This window comes from Pannonibacter sp. CBAS1226, assembly GCF_055685825.1.
Window position 1 is genome coordinate 61,944 of record NZ_JBVOUO010000001.1, and the last position, 14,644, is coordinate 76,587.

Here is a 14,644-nt window from a genome sequence, read left to right on the forward strand (position 1 = left end):
TGCTTATTCGGCGGCTTGCGGTGTCTGGACAGGTGCAGCCGCCTGAGGCTGTGATCCATTGCCGTCACCGTCGGCAATCGCCTCCAGCTCGGCGCGATTGGCTTCCAGGTAGCCGATTTTCTGGATCATGCAGTCGATGCCGTAGTTGATGCCCCAAAGTATGCCCCTGTTGAGCGGCTTGTCCGTGATCCTGGACTTCAGCTCGCTCAACTGCTGCAGTTTGTGGCGGGTTTGTTCGATCTGCAGGTCAATCGCCCTGCGGATGGCCTTACCGCCCACCTGCTCCGCGCTCATGGCCACCAGAAGGAAGGGCGAGCGGTAGATGTCCGGCGGCAAGTCCTCCCTCAGCATGTCCAGCAGGGCGTCGCGCCCGGTCTGGGTGATGCTGTAGACCTTGCGGGCCGGCTTGCCGGGCTGCTTCTCTTCCCGCATGGTGACGAGACCTTCCTTCTCCAGCTTTGCCAGTGCCGGATAAATCGACCCATAGCTCGCATCCTCGAAGTAGCTGAAACAGCCTGAAGTCGCCTCCTTGCGGATCTCGTATCCTGTGGCATCTCCCTCCGAGAGCATGGCAAGGCAGAGGCGGCGTACACTCATATGGATGGTTCCTTCGCAAAAAGCCCGCACACGGAGCTTTCGACGTATCATATCGATATATATCGGTTGGGTATATAGTGTTTACGGAACGATCTTTAAGGGGGCGGAAACATAAAATTCAAAGAGACGTTTTGCCGCCTTTTGGAGGATTGATTGCCAGGGCTGGGAGGGGCATTGTTTCAATATGGCGAAATTGCTTCGCCGCATGAGGAGGCTCCGTTCATGCCCGTTTTGTCCCGTCTGCGTCTGAGACTTCGTCCGGGCAAGCTTCTGCCTGAAAATCCGCTGCTGCGGCTTCTGGCGGTCAATGCCCTGTCCGGTTCCGCCGTGGCGCTGGTGGTGGTGGGCGGTCTTTTTGCCTCCAATGCGGGCGGGCTCTATGATCTGGTCGCCAATGCCAGTGATCCGGCGGTGCCCGTTATCCTGCTCGCCTTCGGCTTCATCATCACGCTGGGCTCAGCCGCGATGGGAACGGCCGTCATGATGCTGCCGCGCGATGGCGGGAATGACCGCGGCCGTGGCCGCCGCGAGCAGGCTTTTCACGCCATGCCGGGCGAGCCGGTGCTGATCCCTGTCCCGGTCCGCGCCAGCCCGCAGCGGCCGGTGCGGCGCGGCTGATTAATTTCTTTGCAGCGCCTGCTGTCAGAACACGGCTTGCCAAAGCGGTCCGTTCCGGCTTCCATGGATCCTGTTTGCGAGTTGATTTGCAAAAGGATTTGAAGGCGCATGGACGCATCCTACCCGCGTGATCTCGTTGGCTATGGCCGCCAGATCCCCGATCCGCAATGGCCCGGCGAGGCCAATGTGGCTGTTCAGTTCGTGATCAATTACGAGGAGGGCGGGGAGAACAACATCCTGCACGGGGATGCCGCCTCCGAAGCCTTCCTGTCGGAAATCGTCGGGGCGCAGGCGTGGCCCGGCCAGCGCCACTGGAACATGGAATCCATCTACGAATACGGCTCGCGCGCCGGCTTCTGGCGCCTGTGGCGCATGTTCACCAGCCGCAACATCCCTGTCACCGTTTATGGTGTTGCCACCGCGCTCGCTCGCAATCCGGATGTGGTTGCGGCCATGAAGGAGGCCGACTGGGAAATCGCCTCCCACGGGCTCAAGTGGATCGAATATGCCAACATGGCTGAAGAGGAAGAGCGGGCGCACATGCAGGAGGCCATCCGCCTGCATGAAGAAGTCACAGGCTCGCGCCCGCTCGGCTGGTACACCGGCCGCTGCTCCATGAACACCCGCAAGCTGGTGATGGAGGAGGGGGGCTTCCTCTATGACAGCGACAGTTACGCCGATGATCTGCCCTATTGGGTGGAAGGCCCCTCCGGCCCGCATCTGGTGATCCCCTATACGCTGGACGCCAACGACATGCGCTTTGCGACGCCTCAGGGCTTCAACTCCGGCGATCAGTTCTTTGCCTATCTGAAGGACAGTTTCGATACTCTCTACGCCGAAGGCGAGGCGGGCAGCCCGAAGATGATGAACATCGGCCTGCACTGCCGTCTCGTGGGCCGCCCTGGCCGGGCTGCGGCTCTGGCGCGCTTCCTCGATTATGTCGCATCACATGAAAAGGTTTGGCTCGCCCGGCGCATCGACATCGCCTGGCACTGGCACGCCCACCACGCGGCAGGCTGAATGGCAGCCGGGGAGGGGATGTGATGGGGAACGGGTTGTTCGGATGGCAGAGCGCAGGCTCGTTCGCATGGTGCGGCGCTTCAGCTCCCCTCCCCCTCGTGGGGAGGGGTAAGGGGTGGGGGGCTCTGAGCCAGCCGAACGCTGAAGCGGCTCAAGCTTCAAAGTGGCCCTCGTCCCATCTCTCTGTGCCCGTCCAGGAAAGCTTTCAAAGGATGCCGGAGCTGTGCCCCCCACCCCTCACCCCTCCCCACGAGGGGGAGGGGGGCGGAGAGGCCTGCCGTGAAAAGCGGCTGTTGCTGTGTTTCCAGTTAGGCCTCGCCCCATGAGCGCCGCTGCATCCCTGCCGCGTTATCACCTCTATGGTGAGACGGAAGGGGCTTCCGAATTTGATTTCTTTCACATTGAAACGATCCGGGCGCGGTCGCTGGCGCTGGGCTGGCAGCTGGAGCTGCATGCCCATCAGCATCTGGCGCAGATCCTCCATATCTCGAAGGGCGGCGGGCGGCTGATCGAGGCGGACGGGGAGCGGGAGATCCGGGCGGGCGGCATTGCCTTCACCCCGCCGGGCGTGCTGCATGGCTGGAGCTTTTCACCGGAAACGGAAGGCTATGTGGTTTCCTTCACACCCGACTATCTGGTGGCAGGCGGGGAGAGCCGCAGCGATGCGGAGCGGGCGGCGCTGACCTCGGCCGGCAACACCTTGCTGCATCCGCAAGGGCATGAGGCACAGCTATCGTTCTATTTCGGCGAGATGGCGCGGGAGTTTGACGAGGGCGCGCGGCGGCGGGCGTTCTTCCGGCCGCTGGTGGCGCTCAGCCTGCTGATTGTCTTTCCCGGAGAGGTGGCAGGCTCTGCCGACCGGACGCCCGGCTTCTCGCTGTTCCGTTTCCGGCAACTGGTGGAAGACATGTTCCGCAGCGGGCAGGGGGCGGAGGTCTATGCGGCTGAAATGGGCCTGACGGTGCAGCGGCTCAACCGCTATTGCCGCCTGTTTACGGGCCGCACCGTGGCGCAGAACGTGCGCGACCGGCTCATTCTGGAAGCCAAGCGCCTGCTGGCCTTCTCGGGGCTTTCCGTCTCGCAGGTGGCCTATGATCTCGGTTTCGAGGATCCTGCCTATTTCTCCCGCGTTTTCCGCAAGGAAACCGGCGAAGCCCCCGCCGACTTCCGCGCCCGCCACACGGGCGGCGGCGCGCCGGACAGCACCCTTTCCGAGGCTGCCCGGCAGGATCCGCCTCAGTAAGGCAGCCCCACGTAGTTTTCGGCAAGGCTGGTCTGGGCGGCTTTGGAGCTGGCCAGATAGTCTATGTCGGCCTGCTGGATGCGGGCGTTGAAGGTGCCGAGTTCCGGGAACTGGTGCAGCAGGGTGGTCATCCACCAGGAGAAGCGTTCCGCCTTCCAGATGCGTGCCAGCGCCTTGGCCGAATAGGCGTCGATCCCTGCGCTGGACTTCTCGCCGTAATATTCGATAAGGCCGGACGACAGGTAGTGGATGTCCGAAGCGGCAAGGTTCAGCCCCTTGGCGCCGGTCGGCGGCACGATGTGTCCTGCGTCACCGGCCAGGAACAGCCGGCCGAAGCGCAGCGGCTCGGCGACAAAGCTGCGCAGCGGTGCGATGCTCTTCTCGATGGAAGGGCCGGTTTTCATGTTGGCGGCGGCTTCCTCGCCAAGGCGCAGCTTCAGCTCGTCCCAGATGCGCTCGTCCGGCCATTCTTCCAGCGGCGCGTCCAGCGGCACCTGCACGTAGTAGCGGCTGAGCGTGTGCGAGCGCATGGAGGCGAGGGCGAAGCCGCGCGGGTGATTTGAATAGATCAGCTCATGGTCGCAGGGCGGCACATGCGAGAGAATGCCAAGCCAGCCAAAGGGATAGATCTTTTCATATGTGGTGATGGCTTTTTCCGGAACACTCGCCCGGGCGACGCCATGATAGCCGTCGCAGCCGCAGATGAAGTCGCAGGCGATCTCGTGTGTCACCCCGTCCTTCTTCCAGGTGACGCGGGGATGATCCGTATCGAAGTCGAGCGGCGTCACGTCTTCGGCGTCATAGATCACCTGCGCGCCCCGGGCCGAATGGGCCTCCATCAGATCGCGGGTCACTTCCGTCTGGCCATAGACCATCACCGGTGTGCCGGTCAGGCCTTTGAGGTCCATGCGCAGGCGCGTTTCGCCGACCGACAAGGTGAAGCCGTCATGCGGCAGGCCTTCCTTGTGCATGCGCTCCGCCACGCCTGCCTTTTCCAGCATGTGGACCATGCCCTGTTCCAGCACCCCGGCTCGGATGCGCGAGAGCACGTAGTCCGGGCTCTTGCGCTCCAGCACGAGGCAATCGATGCCGGACAGATGCAGAAGCTGGGACAGCAGCAGGCCGGATGGGCCCGCGCCAATGATGACGACCTGGGTGCGCATGGAATTCCTCCTCATTCCTCATGCGGACGGGATCTCCCGCGCTTCCCCGGTGAGGGAAACGGCCTTGCCCGTCCTCTTGGGACCATGATGGCTGCGCCGCCCTCCCGCTTGAATGGACGATCCGCCGCAATCAGTTGGACAATTTGGCCGCAAGGGGACGCATCGCTGCTGCTGGCGCTGGAATTTGCCGCCGCTTTCCGCTAAATCCCCGGCCCATGACCAGAAACGCAAATATCCGCGATGAAGCCCTGAGCGTGGACGTGCGCCCGCCGGCCGTCATCCTGTGCGAACCGCAGCTTGGCGAGAACATCGGCACGGCCGCCCGTGCCATGGCCAACTTCGGCCTCACCGACCTGCGCATCGTCAACCCGCGTGACGGCTGGCCGAGCGAGAAGGCCCGCGCGGCCGCCTCCCGTGCCGACCACGTGATCGACAAGGTGCAGGTGTTCGACAGCGTGGAGGCGGCGATTGCCGATCTCACCTTTGTTTACGCCACCACCGCCCGCTCGCGCGAAGTCGCCAAGCCCGTGCGCGGGCCGGACGAGGCAGCTGCCACCGTGGTGCCGCTGGGCGCCAAGGGCATGGCCACGGGCTATCTCTTCGGGCGCGAGCGCTGGGGCCTCAACAATGAGGAAGTGGCGCTGGCGGACGAAATCCTGACCCTGCCGGTTGATCCCAACTTCGCCTCGCTCAACATCGCCCAGGCGGTGCTGGTCTGCGCCTATGAATGGCGCAAGACGGCCACCGCCGGTGCTCTGCCCTTCGGGCTTGATGTGGATGCCAACCCGCCTGCGGCCAAGGATGATATCCTGCGCCTGTTCGAGCATCTGGAAGGGGCGCTGGACCGGGTGTCCTTTTTCCGTCCCGTCGAGCGGCGGCCACACATTGTCCGCAATATCCGCAATATCTTCCAGAAGGCCACGCTGACCGACCACGAAGTGAAGACGCTTCGCGGCATCATCGCGGCACTGGAAGGCCGGCCCACACGGCCGCGCAAGGATCAGCCGGATGGCGCCCGCCGTGTCAGTGAGGACGGCGCGGGCGAAGAGGCTGCGCGAGAGGATGACCACGAATGACAAAACCGGTGCTCGTCTTTGACTCAGGCATAGGCGGGCTTACGGTGCTGCGCGAGGCACGGGTGCTGATGCCCGAGCGCAGCTTTGTCTATGTGGCCGACGATGCAGGCTTTCCCTATGGCGGCTGGGAGGAGGAGGCGCTGAAGGCGCGGCTCATCTCCCTGTTCCGCGATCTCCTGCACCGGTTTGACCCGGAAGTGGCGGTGGTGGCCTGCAACACGGCCTTCACCCTTGCCGGGGCGGACCTGCGCGCCGCCTTCCCGCACATGAAATTCGTTGGCACGGTGCCGGCCATCAAGCCGGCGGCGGAACGCACCCGGTCGGGTCTTGTTTCCGTGCTGGCAACCCCCGGCACGGTGAAGCGTGCCTACACGCGCGATCTCATCCAGTCCTTTGCCAGCCAGTGCCATGTGCGGCTGGTCGGCTCGGTCAGTCTCGCCAGCATGGCGGAGGCCTATATCCGGGGCGAGGGCGTTGATGACGAGGCGCTGACGGCCGAGATCCGCGAGTGCTTCTATGAAAGGCAAGGCGCGCGCACGGATATCGTCGTGCTGGCCTGCACTCATTACCCCTTCCTTGCCAATGTCTTCCGCCGCCTTGCCCCCTGGCCGGTGGACTGGATCGATCCGGCGGAGGCCATCGCCCGGCAGGCGCGGCGCATCGTGCCGGTGATGGACGTGCTGCGCGCCGATTCCCGGCCTGACCGCGTGGTTTTCACGTCAGACTCGCCGGATTTTGCCACCCGCCGCCTGATGCAGGGCTTTGGCCTCTCCTTGCTGGTTTAGGAAAAACCGCAGGATTGCGCGCAAAAACGGCTGAGATGCCTGCCTGCATTTGACATTCGCCCCTGCCTCGTCTATGCACCCGCGATCCGTGCGGGGCTTTGCCTCGCCGGTCCACGCACCCGTGGGGTTTTCCGGCCGGCGCCGTTCAGCTGGACCCCTGTCGATCCTGTTCCTTGCGAACGGGGTAAAGGAGGGCGCGTTTCCTTATAAAATGAGCCAACCGACACAAGGAAACAGCGATGTCGAAGCGCCACAGCGTAAAGTACAAGATTGATCGCCGCATGGGCGAGAACATCTGGGGCCGCTCCAAGAGCCCGGTCAACAAGCGTGAATATGGCCCCGGCCAGCACGGCCAGCGCCGCAAGGGCAAGCTCTCCGACTTCGGCGTGCAGCTGCGCGCCAAGCAGAAGCTCAAGGGCTACTACGGCAACATCTCCGAAAAGCAGTTCCAGAAGGTTTACACCGAAGCTTCGCGCATGAAGGGCGACAGCTCCGAGAACCTGATCGGCCTGCTGGAGCGCCGCCTGGACGCCATCGTCTACCGCGCCAAGTTCGTCCCGACCGTGTTCGCTGCCCGTCAGTTCGTCAACCACGGCCACGTCAAGGTCAACGGCAAGCGCGTCACCATCGCCAGCTACCGTTGCCGCCCGGGCGACGTCATCGAGGTCCGCGACCGCTCCAAGCAGCTCGCTCTGGTTCTCGAGGCTTCCCAGTCGAGCGAGCGTGACGTGCCGGAATACCTGGCCGCTGACCACAGCAAGATGACCGTCACCTTCACCCGCGTGCCGTCCTTCTCGGAAGTGCCGTACCCGGTGCAGATGGAACCGAACCTCATCGTCGAATTCTATTCGCGCTAAGGTTTCCAGCCCTGCTGGAGAAAAGGCCGCCCTCCGGGGCGGCCTTTTTGCATTCTGGGGGCGGATGTATGCGCTGCCGGAGGCAGGCGTTCCCCGAGGGGCTGCGCCCCGTTCTTGCTGCCAGCATCCTGGGCCGTGGCAGCCATCTGGAGCCGGAGTTCAAGGCGAGGCCGAAAAATGGTGACCGCTCAGGCGGGTGCCGGGCTCATCAAGCGGTCCGGTCTGGTCAAAGGCTTCGGCGCGCTATCTGGTGACCCGATCCGGGGCGTATCCCCGCATAGCCCGGCCGTTGCCGCTGTCTCGTCAGGGATGGGGAGGGGATGCAGTCCCGGCGCAGTCTGCTTTCTCAAACACGCTCCATGCGGGTGTTCGGTTGTCAATCAGATAAAAATTTCGATATATTTTTGGTTTTGAGTAATTGAATAGACATCTCTACATATTTTCATGATTTTTTTTGATGGATATTTCTTTTCACCATCTATGTAATCTTAAATTCATTGATTATTCACGTAATTGAACGCGATGGTTCACAAATTCTCGCTAGGAAGTCATGGATTTCCGGAGGGGTGGGCTGGAAGTCTTTCCGAAAGCGAGGTGCGTGCTATGAAAATTTCCGTTCTGAAGACCATCTTTACCGGGTTGTTGGCTGCTTCGGCACTGGCCCCTGCACCGGCTCTTGCAGAAAAGACCAAGTTTGAGTTCTGGTACGGGCTTTCCGGCGATCTGGGCGAACGCGTGCAGGATGCGTGCCGCATGTTCAACGAAACGCAGGCTGATTACGAGATCGTCTGCACCTCGCAGAACGGCTATGACACCACGCTGCAAAACACCATTGCCGCTTACCGCGCCAAGAAACAGCCCGCCATCACCCAGATCTACGACGCCGGCACACTCGACCTGATGCTGTCCGGTGCTTTCCTTCCGGCGAAGCAATTGATGGCCGATAATGGCTACACGATCGACTGGGGCAATTATTTCGGCGGCATCGCCAACTATTATGCAACCGCTTCCGGCGAATTGCAGTCCTTCCCGTTCAACTCATCCACGGCGATGCTCTACTACAATGCCAGCGCCTTTGAAAAGGCGGGCATCACCTTCACGCCGGACACCTGGGAACAGGTGGAAGAAGCTGCCCGCAAGCTGAAGGCCGCAGGCTTTGACTGCCCGCTCGGCTTCAACTTCGACACATGGCCGATGCTGGAGCAGTTTTCCGCCATCCACAATCAGCCGATTGCCACCAAGGCCAATGGCTATCAGGGGCTCGACGCCGAAGTCGTATTCAACAAGACGAAGTTCGTTGACCATGTGAAGTTCTTCAAGAAGATGCAGGACGAGCAGCTGTTCGTCGTCAAGACCAAGCAGCTCGGCATGGATATCGTGCCCGCCTTCACCTCGCAGACCTGCCAGATGATCCAGACCTCGATTGCCGATCATGGCACCGTCGGGAAGACCCTGCCGGAAGGCGTCAAATGGGATGTGGTCATGCTGCCCGTCTGGGCCGGCACCGAGCGCCAGAACTCGCTCGTGGGCGGCGCTTCGCTGTGGGTCATGGCCGGCCGTCCGGAGGCGGAATACAAGGGTGCGGCTGCCTTCCTCAACTTCATCGCCACGCCGGAAATGGCGCAATGGTGGTCCACGGTCACCGGCTACATCCCGGTTACCAAGACCGGCTTTGATGCCATGAAGGCCAACGGCTTCTACGACAAGGCGCCTTACAAGGGCCGCGAACTGGCCATTGCCAGCCTGACCTACACGCCCACCTCGGAAAACACGCGTGGCATCCGGCTGGGGGGCTTCACGCAGATCCGCAAGGAAGTGTCGACCGCGCTGGAAGCGGTCTTCATGCAGAACGCCGGCATTCAGAAGGAACTGGACCAGGCTGCCGAGCGCAGCAACGCCGTCCTGCGCCGCTTCGAAAAGACCTATGCCGGTCAGAAGCTGAACTGATCCCGTCTGTTGACTGACACCATCGACTGAGCCTGCCGCAACTGCCGGCAGGCTCAGTCTCCTGCTGATCCCCGTGCCATTGGTCAACTCATGGAAAAACGCGCCGTTTTCAAGAGCTGGTGGTTGCCCGTGCTGTTTGCACTGCCACAACTCATTCTGATCCTTCTGTTCTTCTACTGGCCGGTAACAGCCGTCGTGAACTGGGCCTTCACGCTTGAGCCACCGTTTGGCGGGGTGGCCGAATTTGTCGGCTTTGCCAATTTCAGAGAGGTGCTGGCCGATCCCTTCTACTGGAATTCGGTGATCGTCAGCCTGATCTTTGCAACGGTTGGTCCGTTCTTCTGCATTCTGATCGGCCTTACGCTGGCGCTGGCGGTGGACCGGCAGCTGCCCGGCTCCGGCTTCTTCCGCTTCTTCTACATCCTGCCTTTCGCCATTGCAGGACCGGCTGCCGGCATGGCCTTCCGCTTCATCCTGTCGCCCGAGCGGGGACTTGCTGCGTCGATCAACGCGCTGTCGCCCGATCTCTGGAACCCGGCGAAATACGGCAGCCATGCACTGGCACTGGTCATCATCATCTTCATCTGGAAGTGGTCGGGCTATACGTTCATCTTCCTGCTCGCCGGCCTGCAATCGGTGCCGCGGGCGCTCGGCGAAGCCGCCGCCATGGATGGCGCCGGCCCCTTTCGCCGCGCCATCGACGTGCAGGTGCCGCTTCTGGCGCCCACACTGTTCTTCCTGCTCGTGACCATGATGACCGAGGGGTTTGTCGGGGCAGATACCTTCGGCATCGTGCATTCCGTCACCGGTGGAGGCCCGAACCGCGGCACCGAGGTGATGGTCTACCGTATCGTCGACGAGGCCTTCCAGGGGCTCAATTATTCCGGCGCGTCGGCGCAAAGCATCATCCTGATCGGCTTGATCATGGTCTTCACCTTCATCCAGTTCCGCTTCATCGAGAAGCGGGTGCATTACAAGTGAGGCTGCCATGATCCAGCGCACCCCTTATGCCGACGCCTTGACCTACACCATCATGGCTGCCGGCTTCCTCGTCCTGCTTGGACCTTTCATCGTGGTGCTAGCTGGCGCCAGTCAGACCATGCCGCAGGTAAATGCTGTCCCGTTCAGCTTCGTGCCGCAGGGGGAGTTCCTCGCCAATGTCAGTGCAGCCTGGACGCGGGCGAACCTTGGCACGGCAATGACAAACAGCCTGATCATGGCCGCATTGGTGACGGCCGGTAAGGTGGCGCTCTCGGCCTGCACCGCATTTGCCATCGTGTTCTTCCGCACGCCGCTGAAGCATGTCTTTTTCTGGAGCGTGTTCATCACGCTTATGCTGCCGCTCGAAGTCCGCGTGGTGCCGACCTATGCGGTGGCGGCCGATCTGTTCCAGCCGGTGAAGTTCTTCCTCGGGCTTTCCGGCATTGACATCGCAATCGAGTGGAACCTTCTGAACTCCTATGCCGGCCTGACACTGCCGCTGATTGCAACGGCCACCGGAACCTTCCTTTACCGGCAGTTCTTTATGACCCTGCCGGACGAGCTGGCCGAAGCCGCCCGCATGGATGGCTCAGGCCCCGTGCGCTTCTTCTTCGACATGCTGCTGCCGCTGTCGCGCACCAACATGCTGGCACTCACCACCATCATGTTCGTCTATGGCTGGAACCAGTATCTCTGGCCCATCCTGATGACGACGGATCCCTCCTACAAGACGGTGATGGTGTCGCTGCGGGCGCTTCTGCCTTCCGACAACGGCATTCCGGACTGGAACGTCACGCTTGCAGGCTCGCTGATCATCATGGCGCCGCCGGTGCTTGTCGTTGCCGTTCTGCAGCGCTGGTTCGTGCGTGGCCTGGTCTCCACCGAAAAGTGACCGCCGCGAGCCGTCGTTCCGAAGATACGAGGATACAATCATGGCTGATATCCAGATCCGCGCGGTGCGCAAGACTTACGGCAAGACCCCGACGCTGCACGGGATCGATCTGTTCTTCTCCTCGGGTGAATTTGTGGTCATCCTGGGCCCGTCCGGCTGCGGCAAGTCCACGCTTCTGCGCATGATCGCAGGCCTTGAAGACATTACCTCCGGCGAGATTGCAATCGGCGGACGCGTCGTCAACCGGCTGGAACCGCGTGAGCGCGGTTGTGCGATGGTGTTCCAGAACTACGCGCTTTATCCGCACATGTCGGTTGCTGGGAACATCGGCTATGCGCTGAAGGTGGCAGGCGTGCCAAAGGCGGAACGTGAAAGGCGGATCGCCGAGACCGCAAAAATCGTTGGCCTTCAGGATTTTCTCGACCGCCGGCCGGCCGCGCTTTCCGGTGGCCAGCGCCAGCGTGTGGCAATGGGCCGCGCCATCATCCGCGAGCCGAAGGTTTTTCTGTTCGACGAACCGCTGTCGAACCTCGACGCCAAGCTGCGCGTCACCATGCGCGCCGAAATCCGCAAGCTGCACCAGAGGCTTGCGGCCACATCGGTGTTTGTTACCCATGATCAGGTGGAGGCGATGACGCTGGCCGACCAGCTCGTGGTGATGAACCGCGGCCACGTTGAGCAGGCCGGCCGGCCGCTCGACATCTACCACCGCCCGGCGAGTACCTTCGTTGCATCGTTCATCGGATCCCCCGCGATGAACCTGTTCTCGGCGCGTATCGAGGCGGATACTGCAATCGCGCGGCTCGACGGCGAACCGGTTCCTATCGGCCCGCTGGCCGCCCGCGCGCTTGGCGGCCGTGACGTCACCATCGGCATTCGCCCGGAACATTGCCGCCTCGTCAAGGGGAGGCAAGGCCTTCCGGCGCGCATCGATTTTATTGAGGAGCTTGGTGTGGGCCGTGTCCTGCATTGCGAGATCGCCGGCGAGACCTTTGCCGCAGCTGTTGGCGAAGACGCAGACGTCTCCGCCGGTGACACCATCGCCTTGTCGCTTCCGCCCGAACATCTCCACTTTTTCGACAGCGAGACCGGCCGCCGCATCGAATATTCCCTCCCGGCCACAGATATCGCCGCTGTCCGCAGCAGCGCAACCATGACCCACCATACCGGAGTTCTTGCATGACCCAGATCATTTCCGCCGTCGGTTTCTGCAACCGTACAGGCAAGGGCGACCTCACCACGCTTGACGCATCGCTGCGGGAGATCGCAGACACCGGCGCTGACGCCTGCGAGATCGGCATCTATGGCGAGGAAATCGTCTCGGGCGGCCGCATCATCGAGGATCGCTTGCAGCGCGTTGCCAGCATCGCTGGCCAGTACCCGTTCAAGAAACTGTCGCTGCACGGTCAGATCAGCTCCAATTTCATGGACCGCGAGCATCTGGTCCTGCAGAAGCAGGTGGTGCGGGCCATGCTGGAGATGTGCAACCGCCTGGGCGCCGGTATTCTCGTTCATCATTCAGGCGCCGCCCAGCTTGGCGCTGGCGAGAATGGCGCCGATCTTGACCAGATGGAACGCGAGGCCCTGTCCGAAATGGCCGATGTGGCCAAAGGTTACGGCGTGCGCATCGCGCTTGAAAACATCTTTACCACCGAAAGCGGCCAGTACCGCCAGACGCCGAGCCAGGTGGCTGAGACGGTCAGAGCCATCGGTCATGACAATGTCGTCGCCCTCATCGACTTCAGCCATGCCTATATCGAATCCACCTTCAAGGGCCTCGATTTCCGCGATGAACTGCGCGCCATGGCACCGGTCACCGGCCACCTGCACGTTCATGACAGTTTTGGGCGGCCCTATACGATGGAAAAGTTCTTCCACCCTGCCGAAGCCACAGCCCTTGGCATTGGCGACCTGCACCTGCCGATCGGCTGGGGGGATATTCCCTGGGATGACATCTTTTCAGAGCTGAGCTTCCTGCCGGATACGGCGCTGATCATGGAGATCGGCGCTGAGCGCTTCCGCGACCAGCAGCCCGCCTGCCTCACGCGCGCCCAGGAGCTGGCGCAGATGGTTGTGAGGCGCTGACCGTCACCTTCACCCGCGTGCCGTTCTTCTCGGAAGTGCCGTACCCGGTGCAGATGGAACCGAACCTCATCGTCGAATTCTATTCGCGCTAAGGTTTCCAGCCCCGCTGGAGAAAAGGCCGCCCTCCGGGGTGGCCTTTTTGTGTTTTTTGGAGGCATCAGCTTCTGACTATAAAGAAGGTTCCTAGTTCTCTTGTATGTTTTAAAATCAAAAATATTATTATAGATCTTATAAATTGTTCTCATATTGAGTAATATAGAAAATTTCTTTTTCAAACTCTGAGTAGTTTAGTCCAATAAGTGAATTTATATCCGAATAATTTTCTGCTCCAAGGGGTATTACTTTCTTTTCGGTTCCCAGTTTGGGGTAGTTGGCGTCGAAAACTAGTGCTTGGACGAAGATGACAACGGGCTCATACTCGGAAAGCGGGTTCGTGAGGAGGTGGCGGTCTCCAAAAAACCAGCCGGTTGCTGGTATAATGTTTTGAATTTCAATGATAACTTCAGTCATATTACCCTCTTTATTTGCTATTTTTGTTTCTCACACCTCCGGTACGGGCAATCCGCGCACGAGGTCGCGCAGGCCCTGGGAATAGCCCTGGCGCAGGGTGAGGAGATAGGCGTCGTCCTCGTCAAAGGTGTGCAGGTGCTCTGCCGTCAGGCTGTCCTTGCCATAGACCATCAGGTCGATCGGCGGGCCGACCGACAGGTTGGAGCGGATGGTGGCATCGAAGGAGAGCAGGGCCAGCTTCGCGGCCTCTGCCGGGTCCGTTTCCAGCGTCAGCAGCCGGTCGAGGATCGGCTTGCCGTATTTGGTCTCGCCGATCTGCAGGAAGGGCGTGCGCTCGGAGGCTTCCATGAAGTTGCCGGCGGAATAGACCTGGAACAGGCGCGGCTCCTCGTCGCGGATCTGGCCGCCGACAAGGAAGGAGGCGGCCGGATCGCCATAGGGCTTCACGAAGGAGGCATCCCGGTTCAGCACCTCGCGCAGGGTGTCACCCACCTTCTGGGCCGCATCGAACAGGGTCAGCGACTGGGTCATGTCCCGGTGGAAGTCGCCGCTGCCATAGCTCTGCTTCAGCTGCGAGATCACGGCCTGCGTGGTGGCGAGATTGCCTGCCGACAGCACGGTGATGATGCGCTCACCCGGTGTCTCGAAGGTGGACATCTTGGAGACGGTGGCGATCTGGTCGACGCCTGCATTGGTGCGGGAGTCTGACGCAAGGATCAGGCCGGTGCGAAGCAGGATGCCGAGGCAATAGGTCATGCGGGGGCCGACTCGCGCGAGTGATTGTCATTTTCCCTGTCTAACCCATTTGCGCCCCATGCCCAAATGCTGCCTCCCCCAACGCTGCCCCGGCAGGGTTTCCCCGCCCCGTGG

Annotated in this window: 15 protein-coding genes and 1 pseudogene; 12 read left to right on the forward strand and 4 right to left on the reverse strand. The window is 61.6% G+C overall.

The window, feature by feature from the left end; all coding sequences use genetic code 11:
* Positions 1-3 precede the first annotated feature (3 nt).
* Positions 4-597: a PadR family transcriptional regulator gene (locus tag AC0CMF_RS00275; RefSeq protein ID WP_050472632.1), complete on the reverse strand. Its 594-nt coding sequence runs from the start codon at positions 595-597 to the stop codon at positions 4-6.
* A gap of 222 nt (positions 598-819) precedes the next feature.
* On the opposite strand from AC0CMF_RS00275, the gene AC0CMF_RS00280 reads away from it, so the two are divergent.
* The 3 genes from AC0CMF_RS00280 to AC0CMF_RS00290 all read left to right on the forward strand — a co-directional run bounded on the left by AC0CMF_RS00280 (position 820) and on the right by AC0CMF_RS00290 (position 3,478).
* Entirely contained in the window at positions 820-1,215 is a 396-nt protein-coding gene (locus AC0CMF_RS00280) for a hypothetical protein (RefSeq protein ID WP_208991333.1), read from the forward strand.
* 108 nt (positions 1,216-1,323) lie between these two features.
* Positions 1,324-2,235, forward strand: coding sequence for an allantoinase PuuE (puuE, locus tag AC0CMF_RS00285; protein WP_050472633.1), 912 nt, complete (start codon positions 1,324-1,326; stop codon positions 2,233-2,235).
* A gap of 322 nt (positions 2,236-2,557) precedes the next feature.
* Positions 2,558-3,478: a helix-turn-helix domain-containing protein gene (locus AC0CMF_RS00290; protein WP_374628964.1), complete on the forward strand. Its 921-nt coding sequence runs from the start codon at positions 2,558-2,560 to the stop codon at positions 3,476-3,478.
* Here the strand turns inward: AC0CMF_RS00290 and pobA are convergent.
* On the reverse strand, positions 3,472-4,641 hold the full coding sequence (pobA, locus tag AC0CMF_RS00295) for a 4-hydroxybenzoate 3-monooxygenase (RefSeq protein WP_472480716.1): 1,170 nt from the start codon (positions 4,639-4,641) through the stop codon (positions 3,472-3,474). The two genes, AC0CMF_RS00290 and pobA, sit on opposite strands and share 7 nt — an antisense overlap.
* Before the next feature lie 215 nt (positions 4,642-4,856).
* On the opposite strand from pobA, the gene AC0CMF_RS00300 reads away from it, so the two are divergent.
* The 9 genes and pseudogenes from AC0CMF_RS00300 to AC0CMF_RS00340 form a co-directional block, all read left to right on the forward strand.
* Positions 4,857-5,717, forward strand: coding sequence for an RNA methyltransferase (locus AC0CMF_RS00300; protein ID WP_050472636.1), 861 nt, complete (start codon positions 4,857-4,859; stop codon positions 5,715-5,717).
* Positions 5,714-6,502, forward strand: coding sequence for a glutamate racemase (gene murI, locus AC0CMF_RS00305; protein ID WP_094461976.1), 789 nt, complete (start codon positions 5,714-5,716; stop codon positions 6,500-6,502). Before AC0CMF_RS00300 ends, murI begins: the two co-directional genes overlap by 4 nt.
* A 239-nt stretch (positions 6,503-6,741) precedes the next feature.
* Positions 6,742-7,359, forward strand: coding sequence for a 30S ribosomal protein S4 (rpsD, locus tag AC0CMF_RS00310; protein ID WP_019964611.1), 618 nt, complete (start codon positions 6,742-6,744; stop codon positions 7,357-7,359).
* A 603-nt stretch (positions 7,360-7,962) separates the two neighbouring features.
* A complete protein-coding gene (locus tag AC0CMF_RS00315) occupies positions 7,963-9,306 on the forward strand; it encodes an extracellular solute-binding protein (RefSeq protein WP_374628962.1) in 1,344 nt (447 codons plus the stop codon).
* A gap of 90 nt (positions 9,307-9,396) precedes the next feature.
* Positions 9,397-10,287, forward strand: coding sequence for a carbohydrate ABC transporter permease (locus AC0CMF_RS00320; RefSeq protein WP_050472639.1), 891 nt, complete (start codon positions 9,397-9,399; stop codon positions 10,285-10,287).
* A gap of 7 nt (positions 10,288-10,294) precedes the next feature.
* A complete protein-coding gene (locus tag AC0CMF_RS00325; RefSeq protein WP_058899457.1) occupies positions 10,295-11,179 on the forward strand; it encodes an ABC transporter permease subunit in 885 nt (294 codons plus the stop codon).
* A 40-nt stretch (positions 11,180-11,219) separates the two neighbouring features.
* Positions 11,220-12,362 (forward strand): sn-glycerol-3-phosphate import ATP-binding protein UgpC, encoded by a 1,143-nt coding sequence (locus tag AC0CMF_RS00330; protein ID WP_186391973.1) that lies wholly within the window; start codon positions 11,220-11,222, stop codon positions 12,360-12,362.
* Positions 12,359-13,264 (forward strand): TIM barrel protein, encoded by a 906-nt coding sequence (locus AC0CMF_RS00335; RefSeq protein WP_374628960.1) that lies wholly within the window; start codon positions 12,359-12,361, stop codon positions 13,262-13,264. The genes AC0CMF_RS00330 and AC0CMF_RS00335 overlap by 4 nt, the downstream gene beginning before the upstream one ends.
* Positions 13,261-13,356: pseudogene (locus AC0CMF_RS00340) on the forward strand (30S ribosomal protein S4); the annotation flags it as partial. The gene AC0CMF_RS00335 and the pseudogene AC0CMF_RS00340, both read left to right, overlap by 4 nt.
* Positions 13,357-13,492: 136 nt before the next feature.
* On the opposite strand, the gene AC0CMF_RS00345 reads toward AC0CMF_RS00340, so the two are convergent.
* Positions 13,493-13,774, reverse strand: coding sequence for a hypothetical protein (locus tag AC0CMF_RS00345; protein WP_374628959.1), 282 nt, complete (start codon positions 13,772-13,774; stop codon positions 13,493-13,495).
* A 30-nt stretch (positions 13,775-13,804) separates the two neighbouring features.
* Positions 13,805-14,530, reverse strand: a complete 726-nt coding sequence (locus AC0CMF_RS00350) for a proteasome-type protease (RefSeq protein ID WP_050472643.1) — start codon at positions 14,528-14,530, stop codon at positions 13,805-13,807.
* Between the last annotated feature and the right edge of the window lie 114 nt (positions 14,531-14,644).